Below are 18,755 nucleotides of genomic sequence, written 5' to 3'. Positions count from 1 at the left end.
ATGACGCCCGCCGGTCATCTGGTGCACGGCATGGGGCAGGCGCTGGAGGCGCCGACCTGGCCGGCGATCACCATCGGCGAGGCCACCGCGGTACTGGCGCGCTTTCCGGCGGCTGGACCGCCGACCAGGCTGCACTGGCATTCGCCACGCCCCTTCTCGGCGGCGGCCTTGGTCCGGACCGGGACGGGCACCGTCCTGCTCAAGCGGCATCACCACCGGCTGCGGTCGATCGCGGGGCTGGCCGAGGAACATGCGTTCATCGCGCATCTTGCCGCGGCCGGCCTATCGGTGCCGGAGATCCTCGCGACGGCCGACGGTGCGACCGCAATCGCGATCGACGCGTGGCGCTACGAAGCGCACCGGCAGGCGCCGGGCGCCGATCTCTACCGCGACCGCCTGTCGTGGACGCCGTTCTTCTCGCACGCGCAGGCGCATGCCGCCGGCGTCGCGCTGGCGCGGCTGCACCTCGCCGCGGCCGGCTTCGCTGCCCCTGCCCGCCGGGCGCAGCCGCTGGTCGCCAGCCTGACCATCCTGCCGGCCCGCGATCCGCTCGCGGCGGCCGAGGCCTATGTCGCCGCCCGGCCGGCGCTGGCCGCCTTCCTGACGACGCGGCCGTGGCGGGCGCAGCTCGGCGCGCTGTTCGCGACGCTCGGCGACGGCCTGCCCGCGGTGCTGGCGGATCAGCAGCCGCTGTGGACGCACAACGACTGGCATCCGTCGAACCTGCTCTGGACGGACGACGGCGGCGTGCGGACGGTGATCGACTTCGGCCTCGCCGATCGCACCTGCGCGGTGCACGATATCGCCACCGCGATCGAACGCAGCGCGATCCGCTGGCTCGACCTGCCGCAGGGCGACGACATCGCCGATCCCGCGGCGGCGCTGGCGCTGCTCGCCGGCTATGCATCGCGCGTCCCGCTCGCCGCCGCCGATATTGCCGCGATCGTCCGGCTGTTGCCGCTCGTCCACCTCGAATTCGCCTTGTCGGAGATCGACTATTTCACCGCGGTGGTCGCCGATCCCGCCGCCGCGGCGCTGACCTGGGACGGCTATGCCATCGGCCATGCCGTGTGGTTCCGCTCCGCCGCGGGGCAGGCTTTGCTGCGCCGGATCGGCGAGGCCAAGCCATGACGACGCTGGAGATCGTCGCGGTGGTCGTCAGCTTCGCCGGGATCTGTCTGACCGCGCGGCGCCGCATGCTGTGCTGGCCGGTCAATCTGCTCGCCTGCGCGCTATACGCGAAGTTGTTCCTCGACGTGCGGCTGTACGCCGACATGGTGCTGCAACTGCTGTTCGCGATCGCGATCGTCTACGGTTGGGTCGCCTGGGCGCGGGGGACCGATAGCGAGGGCGAGGTGGTGGTGGCGCCGCTGCGGCCGGCGCAGGCGCTGGCGGGGCTGGCGGCGGGCGCGGTGGGGGCGGTGAGCATCGGCTGGCTGACCAGCCACCATAGCGACGCGGCGCTGCCCTGGATGGACGCGACGCTGAGCAGCTTCAGCCTCGTCGCGCAATATTGGACCGGGCGCCGCCATGCGGCGAGCTGGCTGCTGTGGATCGTGGTCGACGTCTGTTACGTCGGCATGTTCGTCTGGAAGGATTTGCTGCCGACCGCCGGCCTCTATGCGGCGATGGTCGGGCTCGCCGTCCTCGGCTATCGGCAATGGCGCCGGGCGGGCGGCCACCGGCAGGGCTGACCCCGCCGGCGAACGCGCATCCGCCTACTTCTTCCTAGCGTCGGCCTGCTGCTTCGTGCCGCGCGCTTCCTGTTCGGCGCCCTCTTCGTGCAGCGACGGATCGTCGGCGTTCTGCTTGGCCTTGCCGACGGCGGTGTTGATCGCGCCTACGATGCCGGAGATCGATTTTACCATGGGACGTCCTTCGGTTCGGGAGCGCGGAAGCGCCCCGTTGTCCACGGCTCAACCCCTCAGCCGCCAACAATGGCCCCGGCAGCGTCGTCGAGCAGGCCCGGCGTCCGCGCCGACACGATCCGGATCGCCCGGCCGGCCCGCCGCGCCGCCGCGGCCTTGTCCATCTCGGCGCTCGCGCGCGGCGCGCGCGCATCGGGCAGATGATCGGCGACGACCACCATCGTCGTCGTCAGCCCGACCGCCGACATGATCGTGCCGCCCTGCGCGGCGAGCGCCTGCGCGATTGCCCCGTCGCGCGCCTCGCCGACGACGACGATCCGCTCGCCCTTCAGCGGCCCCGCCGGCGCGGCGCGGGGCGGCGGCTGCGGCTTGCGCGGCGGGGCCAGCCAGTCGGCGAGCGACAGGCCGGTATGGTCGATCGCCTTGACGATCACCCAGCCGGCGGCGCGCGCGTCGCTCAGCGCGTCATGGTGGCGGTGGGCGATGCCGAGATAGCGCGCGAGGCCGCCGAGCTTGTGGTTGGGCAGATCGGGCCAGGCGCGTTTGGCGACCCGCACGCTGTCCAGCCAGACCGTCTCGATCATCGCCCGGTCATGGACGCGGCACGCCGCGGCGAGCGCGCCCTTGTCGAAATAGGAATGGGCGACGGTGACGCGGCCGGTCAGATGGCGGTCGATGTCGGCGTGGACGTGCGCGAAGGTCGGCTGGCCGATCACGTGATGCGCGGCGATGCCGTGGATGCGCGTGTTCATCGCGTGGAAATCGTCGCACGGATCGAGCAAGGTCTCATAGGCGAAGACCTCGCGGCCGTCGCGGAAGCCGACGATGCCGATCTGGCAGATGCTGCTCACCCGCGAACAGGCGGTCTCGACGTCGATCACGACGAAATCGGGGGTCGTCACGCGCCATCCCCGGCGGCGAGCATCCGGCGTCCGCGCTCGGACAGGCTGCGCAGCGTGATCGACCAGCGCGTCTCGGTCATCGCGGCGATGCTATGCTCCCAGGCGTGGCGCGCCTCGCCGTGGAGGTGGTAGATGCCGCGCGGCGGCAGCGGTGCGGCGACCCGCGCGAACCGCTCGCCCGTCCGGCGGCGGAAGCGCATCGCCGCCGCCGCGCCCAGCGAGATGCCGACGACGTGATCGAAATGCGGACGGTCGCGATGCCAGCCGATCCCCGCGCCGGGATCGTAGCGGATCAGCAGCGCCTGCACGAAGCTCCCCGAGGCGACCCCGGCGAACGCCTCGGCCCGCGCACGGATCGCCGCCAGCCATGCCGGCATCGGCGCCGCCGGTGCGAGCGACCCGCGCTCGAAATCGTAATGCAGCCCGAAACTGTGGGTCAGCCGCTTGCCGGTCCAGCCCTGGAACTGGAACGGCGTCAGCGCGAGCGCATCGATCGCCGCGATCAGCGCGCGTTCGTCGTCGGCGGTAACGAACCCCTCCTCGCTGCGCAGCCCGGGCAGCAGCGGCCGGTCGAACAGGTCGCGCATCACGACCGGCCTGCGCCGGCCCCGAGGCCGTACGCCGGCAGCATCGCAAGAGAGATCAAGGGGATAGCCACGCCGTCGCCGATGTAGGCCCGGCCCCCGCCGGCCGCAAGCAAGCCCGCCGCCCCGCCATCCGCCCCGCAAACCGTCCGTCCGCCGGGACAGGCCGGTGGACGCACGCCGGTTGACGCTGCCCGGCAAAGCGCCAATGCGCGGGGCCTTCGCATCGGCCGACGGCCGGTGCCACTCCCAACAAGGTAGGCTGCGCTGCGACTGTCCCTCAATTTCGGTCTTGCCTCGCATGACATGGCGATCGACCTCGGCACCGTGAACACGTTGGTGTTCGTCGCCGGTCGCGGCATCGTGCTGGACGAACCCTCCGTCGTCGCGATCGAGACGCGCGACGGCATCCCCAAGGTGCTCGCGGTCGGTGCCGACGCCAAGCTGATGATGGGCAAGACGCCGCAGGGCGTCGAGACGATCCGGCCGTTGCGCGACGGCGTCATCGCCGACATCGATGTCGCCGAGCAGATGATCAAGCATTTCATCAAGAAGGTGCATGGCGACGCCGGCCGGTTGCAGCGCAATCCCAAGATGGTGATCTGCGTGCCGGCGGGATCGACGCAGGTCGAGCGGCGCGCGATCCGCCAGGCGGCGACCAGCGCGGGCGCGTCGAAGGTGCTGCTGATCGAGGAGTCGCTCGCCGCCGCGATCGGCGCCGGGCTGCCGATCACCGCACCGATCGGGTTCATGGTCGTCGACATCGGCGGCGGCACCACCGAGGTGGCGGTGCTCTCGCTCGGCGGCCTCGCCTACAGCAATTCGGTGCGCGTCGGCGGCGACAAGCTCGACGAGGCGATCGCCTCGCACATCCGCCGCAAGCACAATCTGATGATCGGCGAGGCGACCGCGGAGCGGATCAAGCAACAGATCGGTGCCGCCAGCCGGCCGACGGGCGAGCCGGAGCCGGACATGCGCGTGCGCGGGCGCGACCTGATGAACGGCATCCCCAAGGAGATCAGCATCAGCCAGACCGAGATCGCCGATGCGCTCGCCGATCTCGTCGCGCAGATCGTCGAGGTGGTGATGAAGACGCTCGAACAGGTCGAGCCGGAACTCGCCGCCGATATCGTCGAACAGGGTATCGTGATGACCGGCGGCGGGGCGTTGCTGCGCCGGCTGGACGAGGTGCTCAGCCGCTCGACCGGGCTGCCGGTGATCGTCGCCGAAGCGCCGCTGATGTGCGTCGCGCTCGGCGCCGGCCGCGCGCTGGAGGATGCGGCGTTCAGCGGCGTGCTGCACACCCAGTGACGCGCCGCCGGACCTAAAAGGGGGCCGGACATAAAAGGGGGCCGCCGGAGCGGCCCCAGTAATCCTGTTGGGGAGGATGCCTAACGGCTTGATTTTCATGACGATCCGAAAGCGCAACGTCAAATATAAAAGTGCGTTTTACGACTAAAGGCGTGGCGTCACCCGATGGCCAGCGTCGTCAGCGCGGCGCTCAGGGCGATGCCCGCCGCCGGCCCGCTGACGCGATCGTGCGACGCGGTGGCGGGTGCCGAGGCGATCGCGCCCAGCGTCGTCGCGGTCAGCACCAGCCCCAGCGCGTAGGCGGAGCGACCGCCGAAGGCGGCGTTGAGGATGCAGCCGGCGAGCGCCGCCGCCAGCCCGACCGCCACCGCGATCGATGCCCAGGCCAGCATCGGCGCCGGAAGATGCGACAGGTGGCCGGCGAGCAATCCGCCCACCGCCATGGCGAGCGCCGCGGAGCCATCGCGCCGCAGCAGCGCGATCGGAACCGACGCCGCGAAGCCGCCGGTCAATATCATCCACAGGGTCGCCGCCGTAATCTGCGCCATGATCCGCCTCCTGGCCGGATCGATAGACGATCTGTGCGGAGAAGGTCGGACCAGTCTAGGGTTAACGAAGTCCTAATCTGGTGCATCGGCTTGGCGTGCGGCAGATCCGGCGTCGCGACACCGGACCTGCCGCCGCCCGTGCCGGCTCAGCCCTCGACGAAGGCGAGCAGATCGGCGTTGATCCGGTCGGCATGCGTCGTCGGCATGCCGTGCGGATAGCCGGGATAGGAGATGAGCCTGGCGCCCGGCACGATCTCCGCCGATTTCCTGCCGGTGATGGCGAACGGCACGATCTGGTCGTCCTCGCCGTGCAGCACCAGCGTCGGCACCGTGATCGCCTCGAGATCCTCGGTGAAGTCGGTTTCCGAGAAGGCCTTGATGCCGAGCGTATGGGCAAGCACGCTGCCGGTCATGCCCTGCCGCCACCAGTTGCGCCGCACGCCCTCCTTCACCTCCGCGCCGTCGCGATTGTAGCCGAAGAACGGCAGCGTGAAGTCGTAGAAATATTGCGCGCGATTGGTCGCGGTCTGTTCGCGGATCTCGTCGAAGACCGACAACGGCACACCGTCGGGATTGGCATCGCTCTGGATCATGATCGGCGCGACCGCGCTGATCAGCACCGCCTTGGCGACCCGCCCCGGCTTGGCGCGGGCGACGTAGCGCGCCACTTCGCCGCCACCGGTCGAATGGCCGATGTGGACGGCGCCGCGCAGGTCGAGCGCGTCGGTGAGCGCGACGACGTCGGCGACATAGCCATCCATGTCGTGGCCGGTCGCCGCCTGGCTCGATCGGCCATGGCCGCGGCGGTCGTGGGCGACGACACGATAGCCCTTGGCGACGAAGGCCATCATCTGCCCGTCCCAATCGTCCGAACTCAGCGGCCAGCCATGATGGAACATGACGACCTGCGCGTCGCGCGGCCCCCAGTCCTTGTAGAAGATCTCGGTCCCGTCCGTGGTGATGATCGTCGGCATTGTCTTGCTCCCTTATGCAGTCCGCACCGATCCGCTGCCGTCGTCACGGCGGCGGCAACGGCAGCTTATCGGGGTCGCGATCGGCATACAAACATTTGGCCACCCTCGATTTTTTCCGCCGACGCCGGTCTTCCGCCCGGCGCTGCCCTACGACTGCAAGGGGTTTGACGCGGCGGCCGATAGTCCGGAATACCTCCGGCGGTCGGACCGTTCGCGTCGGACGCGGTATCGACTCGGAGGCTTCGACCATGCGCGCTTTGCTACTCGCCACGACAATGCTGGTCGGCGCCCTCGCCGGCCCCTCGGGCCCCGTCACCGCTGCGGCGCCGGTCGCGGCCAGCGCTTGGCAGGACAAGACCCTGTCCGCGGACCGGCGCGCCGAGCTGCTGGTCCAGGCGATGACCGAGGACGAGAAACTCGCGGTCGTGACGGGCTTCTTCGGCACCCAGCAGGATTGGAACAGCTTCCGCGATCCGCAGGCGCGACCGCAATCGGCGGGCTTCGTGCCGGGCGTCCCCCGGCTGGGGTTCACGCCGCAATGGCAGGCGGATGCGGGCAGCGGCGTCGCGACGCAGGGCGAAGCGCCACCGGCCCTGGAGCGCACCGCTTTGCCGTCGGGCATCCTCAGCGCGGCGACGTGGGACCCGGCGGTGGCGATGGCGGGCGGCACGATGGTCGGCGCCGAGGCGCGGGCGTCGGGCTTCAACGTGCAGCTCGCCGGCGGCGTCAACCTCGCCCGCGAGCCCGGCAACGGCCGCAATTTCGAATATGGTGGCGAGGACCCGTGGCTGGCGGGGACGATGGTCGGCGCGTTCATGAAGGGCATCCAGTCGAACCGGATCGTCACGACGGTCAAGCATTTCGCGCTCAACGACCAAGAGACCGGACGCAGCACCGTCGACGTCGCGATCGACGAAGGCGCCGCCCGCACCTCGGACCTGCTCGCCTTCCAGATCGCGATCGAGCGGGGCGATCCCGGCTCGGTGATGTGTTCGTACAATCTCGTCAACGGCAAGCACGCCTGCCAGAACGACTGGCTGCTCAACCGCGTGCTGAAGGGCGATTGGGGGTATAAAGGCTATGTGATGTCCGACTGGGGCGCGCAGCACGACACGGTCGAGAATGCGCTGGGCGGGCTCGACCAGGAAACCGGCGTGTCCAACAAGGACAATTACGTCTGGCGCGACAAGCTGAAGGCGGCGATCGCGAGCGGCAAGGTGCCGATCGCGGCGCTCGACGACAAGGTCCGCCGGATCGCGCGTGCGCTGATCGTCAGCGGCGCGGTCGACGATCCCGTCACGCCCGGCCCGATCGATTTCGCCGCGCATGCGGTCGTCGCGCAGACCGCGGCGGAGAATGGCATCGTCCTGCTCAAGAACGAGGGCGGCGTGTTGCCGTTGACGCGCGCGGCGAAGCGCATCCTCGTCGTCGGCGGCCATGCCGACGTCGGGGTGCTGTCGGGCGGCGGCTCGGCGCAGGTCTATGCCCCCGGCGGCAATGCGGTGCGCGGGCTCGGCCCCAAATCGTGGCCGGGGCCGATCGTCTACGACAAATCGTCGCCGCTCGCGGCGATCAAGGCCGAACGCCCCGACGCGACGGTAGACTACGACCCGGGCACCGACCCGGCCGCCAGCGCCGCAAAGGCCAGGAACGCCGACGTGGTGATCGTGTTCGCGACGCAATGGACCGCCGAATCGCTCGATTTCCCGCTGTCGCTGCCCGACGATCAGGATGGGCTGATCGGCGCGGTCGCCAAGGCCAATCGCAACACGATCGTCGTGCTGGAAACCGGCGGCGCGGTCGCCATGCCGTGGATCGCCGACGTGCGCGGCGTCGTCGAAAGCTGGTATCCCGGCAGCCGCGGCGGCCCCGCGATCGCCCGCATCCTGTCGGGCGCGGTCAATCCGTCGGGCCATCTGCCGATCACCTTCCCGGCGACGCCGGACCAGTATCCGCGGCCGACGATCGCCGGCAAGGGCCTGCCCGACAAACAGATCTTCGGCGTCCGCTACGCCGAGGGAGCGGCGGTCGGCTATAAATGGATCGACCGGACCGGCGCGCGACCGCTGTTCCCGTTCGGCTTCGGCCTCAGCTACGGGCGCTTCGACCAGGGCGGGCTCACCGCGCGCACCGTCGCGGGTGACCTTCAGGTCGGCTTCACGCTGCGCAACACCGGCATGATCCCCGGTCAGGCGCTGGGTCAGGTCTATGTCGCGTCGCCCGACGGCACATGGGAAGCGCCGAAGCGACTGGCGGGCTATGCCAAGGCGGCGCTGCGTCCCGGACAGTCGGAGCAGCGCACCGTGACCGTCGACCCGCGGCTGCTCGCCACCTGGGACGAGACGCGACACCAATGGCATGTCGCGCCCGGCCGCTACACGGTGATGCTCGCGACCTCGGCAGCCGATATCAAGCAGCAGGTCACGGTGACCCTGCCCGAACGCTGGCTGCCGGTGGGACCGGCGACCAGCGCGCGATAGGCAGCGCCCCTCCCCGCGATGGTCGTGACGCCGGGCTCAGCCCCCCGTCTTGCCCGTCGCGGGCTTGGCGGACGGGGCGGCCGGCACCGTGCCATCGCTGACCGGCGGCGTCGCCGCGTCTACGGCGATGCGCGAACCGTCGGCGTTGAGGCCGAGATCGTTCAGCAGCGGCCCGACCTGCGGGTCGGCACCGTTGAAGGTGCGGAACATCGGCGCGTAATCCTCGGTATGACCCTTCGACAGGATCAGGTCGCGGAAGCGCTGGCCGTTGGCGCGCGTCATCCCGCCATGCTGCTCGAACCAGTTGAACGCGTTCGCGCTCAGCATCTTGGTCCAGCTATAGGCGTAATAGCCCGCCGAATAGCCGTTGCCCCAGATGTGGAGGAAATAGCTCGACCGATAGCGCGGCGGCACGTCGGCGACGTCGAGCCCGGTGGCGGCGAGCGCCTGCGTCTCGAACGCATCGGGGTTCTGCTTGCCCTGCGCCGCGGTCAGCGAATGCCAGCTCATGTCCATCTCGGCCGCGGCGAGCGCCTCGCCGAAGGAATAGCCCGAGTTGAACGTGCCGGCGCGCTTGATCTTGTCGACCAGCGCCTGCGGGATGACCTGTCCGCTGCGGTAATCGACCGCATAATGCGGCAGCACCTTGGGATCGAGCGCCCAATGTTCGTTGAACTGCGACGGGAATTCGACGAAGTCGCGCGCGGTGTTGGTGCCCGAGACGCTGGGATAGGTCTGGTTGGCGAACAGGCCGTGCAGCGCGTGGCCGAATTCGTGGAACATCGTCGTCACGTCGTCGAAGCTGATCAGCGCCGGCTGCCCCGCCGAGGGCTTGGTGAAATTGCCGACGTTGTAGATGACCGGCTTCGTCCCCAGCAGCTTCGACTGGTTGACGAAGTTCGACATCCACGCGCCGCCGTTCTTGTTGTCGCGCTTCCAATAATCGAAATACATCAGGCCGACCGGCGTGCCGTCGGCCTCGTCGACTTCGTAGACCATGACGTCGGGCTGATAGACCGGAATGTCGGTGCGGCGCTTGAAGGTCAGGCCGTACAGCTGGTTGGCGGCGTAGAAGACGCCGTCGGTCAGCACCTTGTTGATCTCGAAATAGGGCTTCAGCTGGTCCTGGTTGAGATCGTATTTCGCCTTGCGGACCTGTTCGGAATAAAAGTCCCAGTCCCACGGCTTGAGCGCGAAGTTGCCGCCGGTCGCCTTGATCTGCGCCTGCAATTCGGCCGCCTCGCGGCGCTGCTCGGCGGCCACCGGCGTACCGAGCTGCTGCATGAAGCCGAGCGCGGTATTCGGCGTCTTCGCCATCTGGTCCTGCAGCACGTAATCGGCCCAGGTCGGGAAGCCGAGCAGCTTTGCCTTCTGCGCGCGCAGCAGCGCGATCTGCGCGATCGTGTTGCGCGTGTCGTTGGCGTCGCCCTTCGCCGCCCGGGTCCAGCTCGCGTTGAACAACGCCTCGCGCGTCGCGCGGTCCGTCAGCGTGGCGAGTTCGGGCTGCTGCGTCGTGTTCTGGAGCGTCAGCACGTATTTGCCCGCCATCCCGCGCGCCTTGGCGGCGTCGGCCGCGGCGGCGATCTCGCCGTCGGACAGGCCGGCGAGCTTCGCCTTGTCGTCGACCACCAAGGCGCCCGCCTTGGCGGCGGCGAGCAGCTTCTGCTGGAACGCGGTCTCCAGCGTCGAGAGCTGGCTGTTGTAGCGGCTGAGCGTCAGCTTGTCGGCCGGCGACAGCTGCGCACCGGCGCGGACCATGTTCTGATAGGTGAGCGTGAGGACCTGCAGCTGCTCCGCGTCGAGGCGAAGCGACTGGCGCTGGTCGTAGATCGTCTTGACGCGCGCGAACAGCGCCGGGTCGAGGTTGATCGCGTCCTGATGCGCGGCGAAGGCGGGCGCGAGGTCGGCCTGGGTCTTCTGGAGCGTGTCGTCGGTATTGGCGCCGACCACGCCCGAGAAAGCGAGGCTCGCGCGCTCAAGCAGGCGGCCCGACCGCTCCATCGCGGCGATCGTGTTGTCGAACGTGGGGGCGCTGCGGGCGCGGGTGATCGCGTTGATCTCCGCCCGCTGCGCGGCCATGCCGGCGAGCAGGGCCGGCGCATAGTCGGTGCTCTTGATCCGGTCGAACGGCGGCGCCTCGAACGGCCGCGTGCTCGCCTGCGCGAACGGGTTGGTCGCGGGCAGAGCGGCGGATGCGGCGGCGGGTGCCGTGGTTTGGGCGAAGGCCGTCGTCGACAGCAACATCATCGTGGCAGTGGCAAACAGGCGCATGGATGGTCCGATCAACAGGGTATGGCGCGCGTGATGCATCCGCCGTCATCGCCGATCAATGGGGCGGTGGCGAAACGCGTTGGTGGGGGCACGTATTTTGCGTTTTCTCGGCCGCGAGGTTCGACCGATGACCTCACCATACCCGTCACCCCGGACTTGTTCCGGGGTCCACCGGGCCGCAGGAGGACGGTGCCGTCTCAAGCCTTTCTCCTCGCCGCGGAGTGGACCCCGGAACTAGTCCGGGGTGACGGGGTGAGTTGCGGAGCAAGAGGCTGACACCGATGCCCACATGCTCTAGCCGCCCCGCCCGCGCCCGGGTAACCGTCCATGCCGATGCTCATCGAAATCCACGACCCCGACGATCCCAGGATCGAACCCTATCGCGACATCCGCGAGCGCGACCTCGTCGGGCGGGCCGGGCTGTTCGTGGCGGAAGGCAAGGTGGTCGTCGAGAAACTGGTCGGGAGTGCGCTGCACCGCCCGCTCTCCCTGCTGATCGCGGCGAAGCGGCTCGACGCGCTGCGGCCGCTCGTCGCGCAGCTTGGCGACGACGTGCCGGTGTTCGTCGCCGCGCAGCCGATGCTCGACGCCATCGCCGGCTTCGCGATGCACCGCGGCATCCTGGCGATCGGCCGGCGCACCGACGTGCCCGACGCCGACGCGCTGCTCGCCCGCCTGCCCGGCGACGGCGACGTCCTGCTGCTGTCGGGCATCGCCAACCACGACAATATCGGCGGCATCTTCCGCAACGCCGCCGCTTTCGGGGCGGCGGCGGTACTGCTCGACGCGGACTGCTGCGACCCGCTGTACCGCAAGGCGATCCGGGTGTCGGTCGGCGCGACGCTGCTGGTCCCCACCGCCCGGCTGGCGCGCGACGAGGACGCGCTCGCGCTGCTCGACCGCCACGGCTTCGCCCCGGTCGCGCTCAGTCCCGCCGGAGCGACGGAACTCGCCGACTGGCGGCCGGGTCCGCGCAACGCCATGCTGCTCGGCGCCGAGGGGCCGGGCCTGTCGCCGGACATCCTCGCGCGCGCGCGCAGCCTGCGTATCGCGATGACGGCGGGGTTCGATTCGCTGAACGTCGCGACGACGTCGGGGATCGTGCTGCACCATCTGGCGACGGCGCGGCGCTGAACCCGCCGGCGGCGATCACCTCACGCCGTCCCCATCACCTGCACCGCGAACCGCTCCATCTCCTCGGCCTGCGGGCTCATCTGGAGCAGCAGCAGGTCGAGCCCCGCCGCCTCATATTCGGCGATCCGCTCCTTGAGCTGTTCGGGCGTGCCGACCAGATTGGGCCGCAGCCCGCGGTTGGACACCGAATATTCCTGCACCTGCAAGTCGCGCTCCAGCTGCGTGCCCGACAGCCATTGGTCGAAATTGTCATATCCCGCGGGCAAATCGGTGACGGTGGTGATCCGCTCCAGCTCGCGCTTCGCCTCCGCCTCGCTGTCGCGGACGATCGCATAGGCGGCCATCCCGAATTGCATCGGCGGTCCGCCCGCACGCTGGCGGCGCGCGCGCATGTCGGCGATCTTCGGTGCGACCGCCGCGACGGGATCGCCGTGCATGACATAGGCGTCGCAGCGCGCCGCGATCATCGTCTTGGCCGCCTCGCTCTCGCCGCCGGCATAGACGACCGGCCGCCGGGCCGGCTTGGGCGCGCAGATCGCGTCCTCCGTCCGGTAGAACCGCCCCTCGAAGCTGAACCGCGACTCGGTCCACAGTCCGTCGACGACGCGCAGCCATTCGTCGGTGCGCGCATAGCGGTCGTCGTGCTGGTCGAACTGCAACCCGTATTGCCGCGCCTCGTCCGCCCACCAGCTCGACACGACGTTGAGCGCCAGCCGCCCGCCGGCGATCTGGTCGATGTTCGCCGCGGCCTTGGCGAACAGCGCCGGATGATGGAAATTGGGGCGCACCGCGACCATCAGCTCGATCCGTTCGGTGACCGCCGCCAGCGCCGCCGCGGTCGACCAGGCGTCGAGCGCCGGCTGCTCGATCCCCTTGATGTCATTGAGGTTGAGCTCCGCGATCAGGGTGAGGTCATAGCCCCAGCGCTCCGACGCCTGGGTCAGCCGCTTGGCATAGTCCCAGCTCGCCGCCATGCCCTCGTCGGGGACGTTGCGCAGCCAGCCGCCGAAGACGGGCATCCAATATCCGTATCTCACTTGCTCGTCTCCGCGATGATCCCGGCCAACCAATCCACGAGCCGCGCATGCGGGTCCCAGCCAAGTATCCCGAGCGGGTTGGCGACGAAATTGGACAGCGCGTTGATGTCGTAGAAGCGCGCGACGCCGTCGCGATCGTCGACCAGCACCTCCACCCCGCCGACGTCGATCCCGGCGCGCCGCACGATCGCCTCCGCCGCCTCGATCAGCGCGGGATCGGGATCGACCCGCGTCATCGTGATCGTCGGGCGGCCGGGCACCGCGCAGGCGTCGGCGGGGCACAGGTCGAAGCTGCCGCCGCCGTCGACCTCGATCGCATAGAGGAAGCGGCCGCCGAGCGTCTCGATCCGTGTGATCGTGCCACCGCGCGCCGGCACATATTCCTGGACCAGCAGGACGCGATCGATGCTGTCGGGCACCGCGCCGTCGGCGACCGCCGCGGCGAGCGCTTCGGCATCGTCATAGCGCACGATCCCCGCGCCCGACCCGCCGATGTTCGCCTTGACGACGATCGGGAAGCGCAGTTCCGCCGCGGCGGCGGTCAGATCGGCGGCACGATGGACGATGCGGGTCGCCGGAATGGCGAGGCCCAGCCCCGCGATCAGCGACAATTGCCGCGCCTTGGAGGCGTCGATCGCCAGCGCGCCGGCGCCGTTCAGCACGCGCGCGCCGCGCTCCTGCCAATGCGCCAGCGCCGCCGCCGCGTGGAAGATCGGATGCTCCGGCTCGCGCAGGAAGCTCGACATGGCGATACGGTTGAACACGACGCGGGCCGGCGGCGCGGTCGCCGCGGGATCGAAGGCGAAGCCGTCGGCATGGATCGCGCGATACGCCACGCCGCGGGCGTCCAGCGCGGCGAATAACGGCGCAAACCATTGCGGATGCTCGAAAAGGATGGCGAGATCGGTCATGCCGGCGCGAATAGCGCAGAAACCATCACGCCGGGCGGCCAAAATTGTTCGTGCCGCACTAGCTATGCTTGCGACGCATCGGGACGATGATGGTAGCCGAACCGTCGTCTTCTCGTCACCCCGGGCTTGACCCGGGGTGACGGACCGACGCTATCGAAGTCGCGACGCCGATGACTGTCGATCGGCCCTAAGCGTCGCGTGGCGCGCGGGCGATCACGGCCTGCGCGGTCCGCAGGCGCGCCTTCCACGTCTTCACCGAGGGATGGCCGGCGGCGAGGCCGACCAGACGCCCCTCGATCTGCGCGACCTCGCGCTTCGCCGCGTCGAGCTCGGCGGCGGTCGGCGGCGGCTGGATGTTGGCGCGCGCATGTGCGCCGGTGCGTCCCTTGCTCTTGGTCATCGCCGGCCAGATGGTCCGGGAGGACGGGCCCGGTCAATATACATCGCGCGAACGGAACAGACTTTACATCAATATCAGACCATTAACCGTAAAGTAGATTATTGAACCGATATGGGTGCAACAGGCTTTCGAAAGGCCGAATCCACTTCAAGTCGGATCTTTATGGCGAACCAGGGCAGCGTCACGCGAGCAATCAGATCCTTTCTCGAGCATCGACAGGGAAACGTCGCCATCCTTGGCGCCGCCAGCATTCTGCCGCTGATCGGTATGCTGGGCGGGGCCATGGAGGTGAGCAGGCTTTATCTGGTCAAGGCCCGGCTTCAGCAGGCGTGCGATACGGGTGTACTTGGCGGTCGCCGGGCGATGGGGGGCGGTACTTGGACCCCGGCCGCCGACCAGCTCGGCCGTCAATATTTCGCCGTGAACTTCCCCGAGGGGCGATACGGCGCCAGGAATGTCGGCGTCAACTTCAGGGTCGGCACGGATCAGGTCGTCCATGGCGCCGCGCAACTGACGCTGCCGATGGTCATCATGCAGGTCTTCGGCTTCGGCAGCAAACTCATGGCCGCCGAATGCGCGGCGAAGCTGGAACTGCCCAATGCCGATGTGATGTTCGTCCTCGATACCACCTTGTCGATGACCGAGGCGAACGACGGCGACACGCTCCCGCGCATCCAGGTCCTGCGCAACAGCGTATCCAGCTTCTTCTCCACGCTCGAAAGCGCGCGGGGACCCGGCACGCGCGTGCGGTACGGCTTCGTGCCTTATGCCTCGACGGTGAACGTCGGCGCGTTGCTGAAGCCGGCGTGGGTGGCGGATCGCTGGACGTACCAGTCGCGCGAGGCCGCCGGCACCGGTACGACGACGAACACCGACACCGCGAAATACCGCTACGAATCGGGCCCCAACACGACCACCGGCAGCCTGCAGACGCGCAAATACACGATCCCGCCGGAGAATTGCACCGCGCCCGCGAACATCAAATATACGTCGAAGACCACGACCGATCCGTCGCCGGTCCCGGCCGACGGCGAGGTCACCTATACCGAGACCGTCACCCGGAACGGCACGACCTATTCGGCATCGCTGTCGGGCTCGACCTGCACCGTGACCGAGAACGTCTATCAGGATTATGCCCAGACGAAGACGGTGCATCGGCTCTACAATCCGAATTACGGCAACACGTCGCAGTCGACGGTCTATTACTGGAATTATCTGGCACGAAGCTACGATCTGACGCCGCTGAAGATGATGGCGAGCGAGTCGGCGATGACCCTCGGGTCGCTCCCCGACCAGCTGATCGGCGCGAACCACGCCGCCAAGAAAATCCCCTGGCGCGGCTGTATCGAGGAGCGCCAGACGAGCGCCGCCAACGACGCGCTGAAGCCGACCGCCTTGTCCGACCTCGACGTCGACGGCGAGCCGGTGACGGGCGACCCCGGATCGCAATGGCGCCCCGCCCTGCCCGACCTGATCTACGCGCGGAAGTGGAACGACCTCAACAGCGCGACCAACGGCACCTGGACCGTGCCGACGGTATCGAACGTCACCAACAATTACGATTCGCCCACCGCGAGCGCCGCCAAGGCGGCGTTACGGGCGGCGTGCCCCACCGCGGCGCGCAAGCTCGCCGCGATCAGCAAATCCGAACTGGATTCCTATCTGGCCTCGCTCGCGCCCGCCGGGCTGACCTATCACGATATCGGCTTCCTCTGGGGTCTGCGGCTGTTGTCGGCGCAGGGCATCTTCAGGAACGAGAACCTCGCACCCTCCGGCGGCAAGGTCTCGCGTCACCTCATCTTCATGACCGACGGCAAGACAGAGACGAACGTCAACGACTATGATGCCTATGGCCTGGCCGCGCTGGACCGGCGTCGCTCGACCGCCGGCGGCCTGCCGACGAACGGCGACCAGAATGCGCTGGTCGAACGTCGGCTCGGCGGCCTGTGCACCGTCGCCAAGAACAAGGGCATCACGGTGTGGGTGATCGCCTTCGGCACCGATCTGATCCCGCTCCTGACCAATTGTGCCAGCGACGGGCGCGCCTATCAGGCCAAGAGCGCGAGCGAGCTCGACCAGGCCTTCGCCCAGATCGCCGCCCAGATCTCGCAGCTCCGGCTGACGCGATGACCGCGCGGCGATCGTTCGGCGCCGACGCGCGCGGCGTCACGCTGGTGGAATTCGCACTCGTCGCGCCCCTGCTCCTGCTGCTCCTGATGGGCGGCCTGGAGGTGGGACATCGCGCCTATATCGCGGCGCTGCTCAGGGGAGAGATCAACAAGGCGGGACGCGACCTGACGCTGGAGGACGCGCAAGCCCCGGCACGACGGACGGAGATCGAGAACCGGGTACGCGCGGCGATGCGCCCGTTGGCGCACTCCGGCACCGTCGCCTTCTCGCGGACGTCCTATCGCGACTATGCGAACGTCGCATCGACCGCGGAAGATTACATCGATGCCAATCACGACGGGCGATGCAACGCCAACGAGGTCTTTTCCGACACCAACGACAACGGCATCTGGGACGTCGACGGGGGCCGCGCGGGCGACGGCGGCGGCGCCAAGGACGTCGTCGTGTTCAAGGCGGACTTCACCTACGATCGACTGCCGCTGGGCAAGCTGCTCGGCCTCCCGCGCCAGACCAAGGTCTCGGCGACGACCTATCTGCGCAACCAACCCTTCGACAACCAGGCCCCGGTGGCGGAAAGGACCTGCCCATGAGGCGGCTCGCCCAAGACGAACGCGGCGTCGCCGTCATCGAGATGGCCTTCACCGCCCCCCTGCTGCTGCTGCTCATTCTCGGGCTCGTCGAATACGCCCGCTACGCGATCGTTCGCGAGGGACTTAGCCAGGCGGCCTTTCAGATCGCGGACAATGCCGCGCGGCTCGGCGAGGCGCGCCTGACCGGGCCGATGCCGATCAGCGAAAGGCAGATCAACGACGTCCTGCTGGGGGGACAGATCCAGGGCAGTCCGTCGGATCTCCGCCAGCGCGGCCGGATCATCCTGACCAGCCTCGAACGCAACACGGCGAAGGGGCAGTGGCTCCACTGGCAGCGCTGCACCGGCGCGCTCAACCATCCATCCTCCTGGGGCGTCGAAGGCGACGGACAGAGCGGCCAGGGCACCAACGGCATGGGGCCCCCGACGGCCCGCATCCAGGCGCAGGACGGCATTCCCGTGCAGTTCGTCGAACTCGCCTACGACTACAAGCCGATGGTGTTCACCGTCCCGCTCGTCACCGGCAAGATCGTCGAAAACGCGGCGGTGCCGGTCCGGTCGGACCGCAATCTGCAATTCGTGTCGAACGACGAGAAGGTCGCCGTCGCACGCTGTTCGTAGCGACGACGCGGCATACGCGACGCCTGCCGTCCGGATACGCGATCAGCCCGGAGCGTCAGCAGAGGTGCCGCGATCCATTTCCTTCGACCTTCCCCTGTATCGCGCTAGGGTGGGCGGCCGACGTTTCGAGGTGCCGATGTCCGATCGCGTGAAGATCCTTCTCCAGCATATGCTGCCCAAGCGGCGCCTGACCGCCCTGGCCGGGCGCATCGCCGGCGCGGAGGGCGGACCGGTGACGACCCGGCTGATCCGCTGGTTCGTGCGCACCTATGCCGTCGACATGAGCGAGGCCGCGGATGCGGACGTCCGCAGCTACGCGAGCTTCAACGCCTTCTTCACCCGTCCGCTCAAGGCGGGGGCGCGGCCGATCACCGGCGCCGATTTCGCCTGCCCGGTCGATGGCGCGATCAGCCAGTTCGGCGCGATCGACGATCATCACATCGTCCAGGCCAAGGGGCATCGCTTCACCACGACCGAGCTGGTCGGCGGCGACGCGGCACTCGCCGCGCGGTTCCGCCATGGTAGCTTCGCCAATCTGTACCTCTCCCCGAAAGACTATCACCGCATCCACATGCCCTGCGACGGCACGCTGCTGCGGATGATCTACGTGCCGGGGACGCTGTTCTCGGTGAACCCGACCACCGCGCGCGGCGTGCCCAATCTGTTCGCGCGCAACGAGCGGGTGGTGTGCGTCTTCGACTCGCCGGACCACGGGCCGTTCGTCATGGTGCTGGTCGGCGCGACCATCGTCGGCAGCATGGCGACCGTCTGGCACGGCGTCGTCAATCCGCGGCGCGCGCATGGCGCATCGGAATGGGACTATGCCGGCCGGGACATCGTATTGCGCAAGGGCGAAGAGATGGGCCGCTTCCTGCTCGGCTCGACCGTCGTGATGCTGTTCGGACGCGGCGTGATCGCATTCGACGACGGCTGGCAGCCCGAACGATCCGTGCGCCTCGGCGAGCCGATGGGCGTCGCGCCGACCGGCTGAGCCC

Annotated in this window: 18 protein-coding genes; 9 read left to right on the top strand and 9 right to left on the bottom strand. The window is 68.8% G+C overall.

What is annotated here, in order from left to right; all coding sequences use genetic code 11:
* Positions 1-1,131: a phosphotransferase enzyme family protein gene (locus AC07UH_RS13520; protein WP_495181547.1), complete on the top strand. Its 1,131-nt coding sequence runs from the start codon at positions 1-3 to the stop codon at positions 1,129-1,131.
* The gene (pnuC, locus tag AC07UH_RS13515; protein WP_495181546.1) at positions 1,128-1,694 is read left to right on the top strand and encodes a nicotinamide riboside transporter PnuC; all 567 of its coding nucleotides are present in this window, start codon (positions 1,128-1,130) and stop codon (positions 1,692-1,694) included. The genes AC07UH_RS13520 and pnuC overlap by 4 nt, the downstream gene beginning before the upstream one ends.
* A gap of 24 nt (positions 1,695-1,718) precedes the next feature.
* Here pnuC and AC07UH_RS13510 read toward each other — a convergent pair whose 3' ends face one another.
* Genes AC07UH_RS13510 through AC07UH_RS13500 form a run of 3 tightly spaced genes read right to left on the bottom strand, consistent with a single transcriptional unit; the run spans position 1,719 to position 3,357 of the window.
* Positions 1,719-1,868, bottom strand: a complete 150-nt coding sequence (locus AC07UH_RS13510) for a CsbD family protein (RefSeq protein ID WP_137899926.1) — start codon at positions 1,866-1,868, stop codon at positions 1,719-1,721.
* Positions 1,869-1,924: 56 nt separating this feature from the next.
* A complete protein-coding gene (locus AC07UH_RS13505; RefSeq protein ID WP_495181545.1) occupies positions 1,925-2,770 on the bottom strand; it encodes an exonuclease domain-containing protein in 846 nt (281 codons plus the stop codon).
* Positions 2,767-3,357: an alpha-ketoglutarate-dependent dioxygenase AlkB gene (locus AC07UH_RS13500; RefSeq protein ID WP_495181544.1), complete on the bottom strand. Its 591-nt coding sequence runs from the start codon at positions 3,355-3,357 to the stop codon at positions 2,767-2,769. Before AC07UH_RS13500 ends, AC07UH_RS13505 begins: the two co-directional genes overlap by 4 nt.
* Before the next feature lie 264 nt (positions 3,358-3,621).
* On the opposite strand from AC07UH_RS13500, the gene AC07UH_RS13495 reads away from it, so the two are divergent.
* Entirely contained in the window at positions 3,622-4,665 is a 1,044-nt protein-coding gene (locus tag AC07UH_RS13495; RefSeq protein ID WP_038665638.1) for a rod shape-determining protein, read from the top strand.
* A 158-nt stretch (positions 4,666-4,823) separates the two neighbouring features.
* On the opposite strand, the gene AC07UH_RS13490 is transcribed toward AC07UH_RS13495, so the two are convergent.
* Complete coding sequence (locus AC07UH_RS13490) at positions 4,824-5,213, bottom strand: hypothetical protein (protein WP_038665635.1); 390 nt, start codon at positions 5,211-5,213, stop codon at positions 4,824-4,826.
* Between the two features lie 146 nt (positions 5,214-5,359).
* Positions 5,360-6,187 (bottom strand): alpha/beta fold hydrolase, encoded by an 828-nt coding sequence (locus tag AC07UH_RS13485; protein ID WP_495181543.1) that lies wholly within the window; start codon positions 6,185-6,187, stop codon positions 5,360-5,362.
* Positions 6,188-6,435: 248 nt separating this feature from the next.
* Here AC07UH_RS13485 and AC07UH_RS13480 point away from each other — a divergent pair, with 248 nt between their 5' ends.
* Positions 6,436-8,667, top strand: a complete 2,232-nt coding sequence (locus AC07UH_RS13480; RefSeq protein WP_495181542.1) for a beta-glucosidase — start codon at positions 6,436-6,438, stop codon at positions 8,665-8,667.
* A gap of 36 nt (positions 8,668-8,703) precedes the next feature.
* Here the strand turns inward: AC07UH_RS13480 and AC07UH_RS13475 are convergent, their stop codons facing one another.
* On the bottom strand, positions 8,704-10,938 hold the full coding sequence (locus AC07UH_RS13475; RefSeq protein WP_495181541.1) for a M3 family metallopeptidase: 2,235 nt from the start codon (positions 10,936-10,938) through the stop codon (positions 8,704-8,706).
* A 327-nt stretch (positions 10,939-11,265) separates the two neighbouring features.
* On the opposite strand from AC07UH_RS13475, the gene AC07UH_RS13470 reads away from it, so the two are divergent.
* Complete coding sequence (locus tag AC07UH_RS13470) at positions 11,266-12,072, top strand: TrmH family RNA methyltransferase (protein WP_495181540.1); 807 nt, start codon at positions 11,266-11,268, stop codon at positions 12,070-12,072.
* 20 nt (positions 12,073-12,092) lie between these two features.
* Here AC07UH_RS13470 and AC07UH_RS13465 read toward each other — a convergent pair whose 3' ends face one another.
* The 3 genes from AC07UH_RS13465 to AC07UH_RS13455 form a co-directional block, all read right to left on the bottom strand.
* Positions 12,093-13,091 (bottom strand): LLM class flavin-dependent oxidoreductase, encoded by a 999-nt coding sequence (locus AC07UH_RS13465; protein ID WP_495181539.1) that lies wholly within the window; start codon positions 13,089-13,091, stop codon positions 12,093-12,095.
* A gap of 14 nt (positions 13,092-13,105) precedes the next feature.
* Positions 13,106-14,020 (bottom strand): ATP-grasp domain-containing protein, encoded by a 915-nt coding sequence (locus tag AC07UH_RS13460; RefSeq protein WP_495181538.1) that lies wholly within the window; start codon positions 14,018-14,020, stop codon positions 13,106-13,108.
* Between the two features lie 187 nt (positions 14,021-14,207).
* Positions 14,208-14,420, bottom strand: coding sequence for a hypothetical protein (locus tag AC07UH_RS13455; protein ID WP_038665618.1), 213 nt, complete (start codon positions 14,418-14,420; stop codon positions 14,208-14,210).
* 111 nt (positions 14,421-14,531) lie between these two features.
* On the opposite strand from AC07UH_RS13455, the gene AC07UH_RS13450 reads away from it, so the two are divergent.
* The 4 genes from AC07UH_RS13450 (at position 14,532) to asd (ending at position 18,751) form a co-directional block, all read left to right on the top strand.
* Entirely contained in the window at positions 14,532-16,550 is a 2,019-nt protein-coding gene (locus tag AC07UH_RS13450; RefSeq protein ID WP_495181537.1) for a TadE/TadG family type IV pilus assembly protein, read from the top strand.
* Positions 16,547-17,140 carry a TadE/TadG family type IV pilus assembly protein gene (locus AC07UH_RS13445; RefSeq protein ID WP_495181536.1) on the top strand — a complete coding sequence of 198 codons (594 nt, stop codon included), beginning with the start codon at positions 16,547-16,549 and terminating at the stop codon, positions 17,138-17,140. The genes AC07UH_RS13450 and AC07UH_RS13445 overlap by 4 nt, the downstream gene beginning before the upstream one ends.
* Complete coding sequence (locus AC07UH_RS13440; RefSeq protein WP_495181535.1) at positions 17,137-17,760, top strand: TadE/TadG family type IV pilus assembly protein; 624 nt, start codon at positions 17,137-17,139, stop codon at positions 17,758-17,760. Before AC07UH_RS13445 ends, AC07UH_RS13440 begins: the two co-directional genes overlap by 4 nt.
* A 136-nt stretch (positions 17,761-17,896) precedes the next feature.
* Complete coding sequence (gene asd / locus AC07UH_RS13435; RefSeq protein ID WP_495189893.1) at positions 17,897-18,751, top strand: archaetidylserine decarboxylase; 855 nt, start codon at positions 17,897-17,899, stop codon at positions 18,749-18,751.
* Positions 18,752-18,755 lie beyond the last annotated feature (4 nt).

The sequence above is a fragment of the Sphingomonas sp. GW821-FHT04B01 genome, from assembly GCF_059420425.1.
This window is presented reverse-complemented; position numbering and strand designations above follow the sequence as displayed.

What these genes read in the sequence shown, in the direction of transcription:
- AC07UH_RS13520 (WP_495181547.1), top strand. Translation starts at nt 1, where the DNA reads ATGACGCCCGCCGGTCATCTGGTGCACGGCATGGGGCAGGCGCTGGAG.
- pnuC (WP_495181546.1), top strand. Translation starts at nt 1,128, where the DNA reads ATGACGACGCTGGAGATCGTCGCGGTGGTCGTCAGCTTCGCCGGGATC.
- AC07UH_RS13510 (WP_137899926.1), bottom strand. Translation starts at nt 1,868, where the DNA reads ATGGTAAAATCGATCTCCGGCATCGTAGGCGCGATCAACACCGCCGTC.
- AC07UH_RS13500 (WP_495181544.1), bottom strand. Translation starts at nt 3,357, where the DNA reads ATGCGCGACCTGTTCGACCGGCCGCTGCTGCCCGGGCTGCGCAGCGAG.
- AC07UH_RS13490 (WP_038665635.1), bottom strand. Translation starts at nt 5,213, where the DNA reads ATGGCGCAGATTACGGCGGCGACCCTGTGGATGATATTGACCGGCGGC.
- AC07UH_RS13485 (WP_495181543.1), bottom strand. Translation starts at nt 6,187, where the DNA reads ATGCCGACGATCATCACCACGGACGGGACCGAGATCTTCTACAAGGAC.
- AC07UH_RS13480 (WP_495181542.1), top strand. Translation starts at nt 6,436, where the DNA reads ATGCGCGCTTTGCTACTCGCCACGACAATGCTGGTCGGCGCCCTCGCC.
- AC07UH_RS13475 (WP_495181541.1), bottom strand. Translation starts at nt 10,938, where the DNA reads ATGCGCCTGTTTGCCACTGCCACGATGATGTTGCTGTCGACGACGGCC.
- AC07UH_RS13470 (WP_495181540.1), top strand. Translation starts at nt 11,266, where the DNA reads ATGCCGATGCTCATCGAAATCCACGACCCCGACGATCCCAGGATCGAA.
- AC07UH_RS13465 (WP_495181539.1), bottom strand. Translation starts at nt 13,091, where the DNA reads ATGCCCGTCTTCGGCGGCTGGCTGCGCAACGTCCCCGACGAGGGCATG.
- AC07UH_RS13460 (WP_495181538.1), bottom strand. Translation starts at nt 14,020, where the DNA reads ATGACCGATCTCGCCATCCTTTTCGAGCATCCGCAATGGTTTGCGCCG.
- AC07UH_RS13455 (WP_038665618.1), bottom strand. Translation starts at nt 14,420, where the DNA reads ATGACCAAGAGCAAGGGACGCACCGGCGCACATGCGCGCGCCAACATC.
- AC07UH_RS13450 (WP_495181537.1), top strand. Translation starts at nt 14,532, where the DNA reads ATGGGTGCAACAGGCTTTCGAAAGGCCGAATCCACTTCAAGTCGGATC.
- AC07UH_RS13445 (WP_495181536.1), top strand. Translation starts at nt 16,547, where the DNA reads ATGACCGCGCGGCGATCGTTCGGCGCCGACGCGCGCGGCGTCACGCTG.
- AC07UH_RS13440 (WP_495181535.1), top strand. Translation starts at nt 17,137, where the DNA reads ATGAGGCGGCTCGCCCAAGACGAACGCGGCGTCGCCGTCATCGAGATG.
- asd (WP_495189893.1), top strand. Translation starts at nt 17,897, where the DNA reads ATGTCCGATCGCGTGAAGATCCTTCTCCAGCATATGCTGCCCAAGCGG.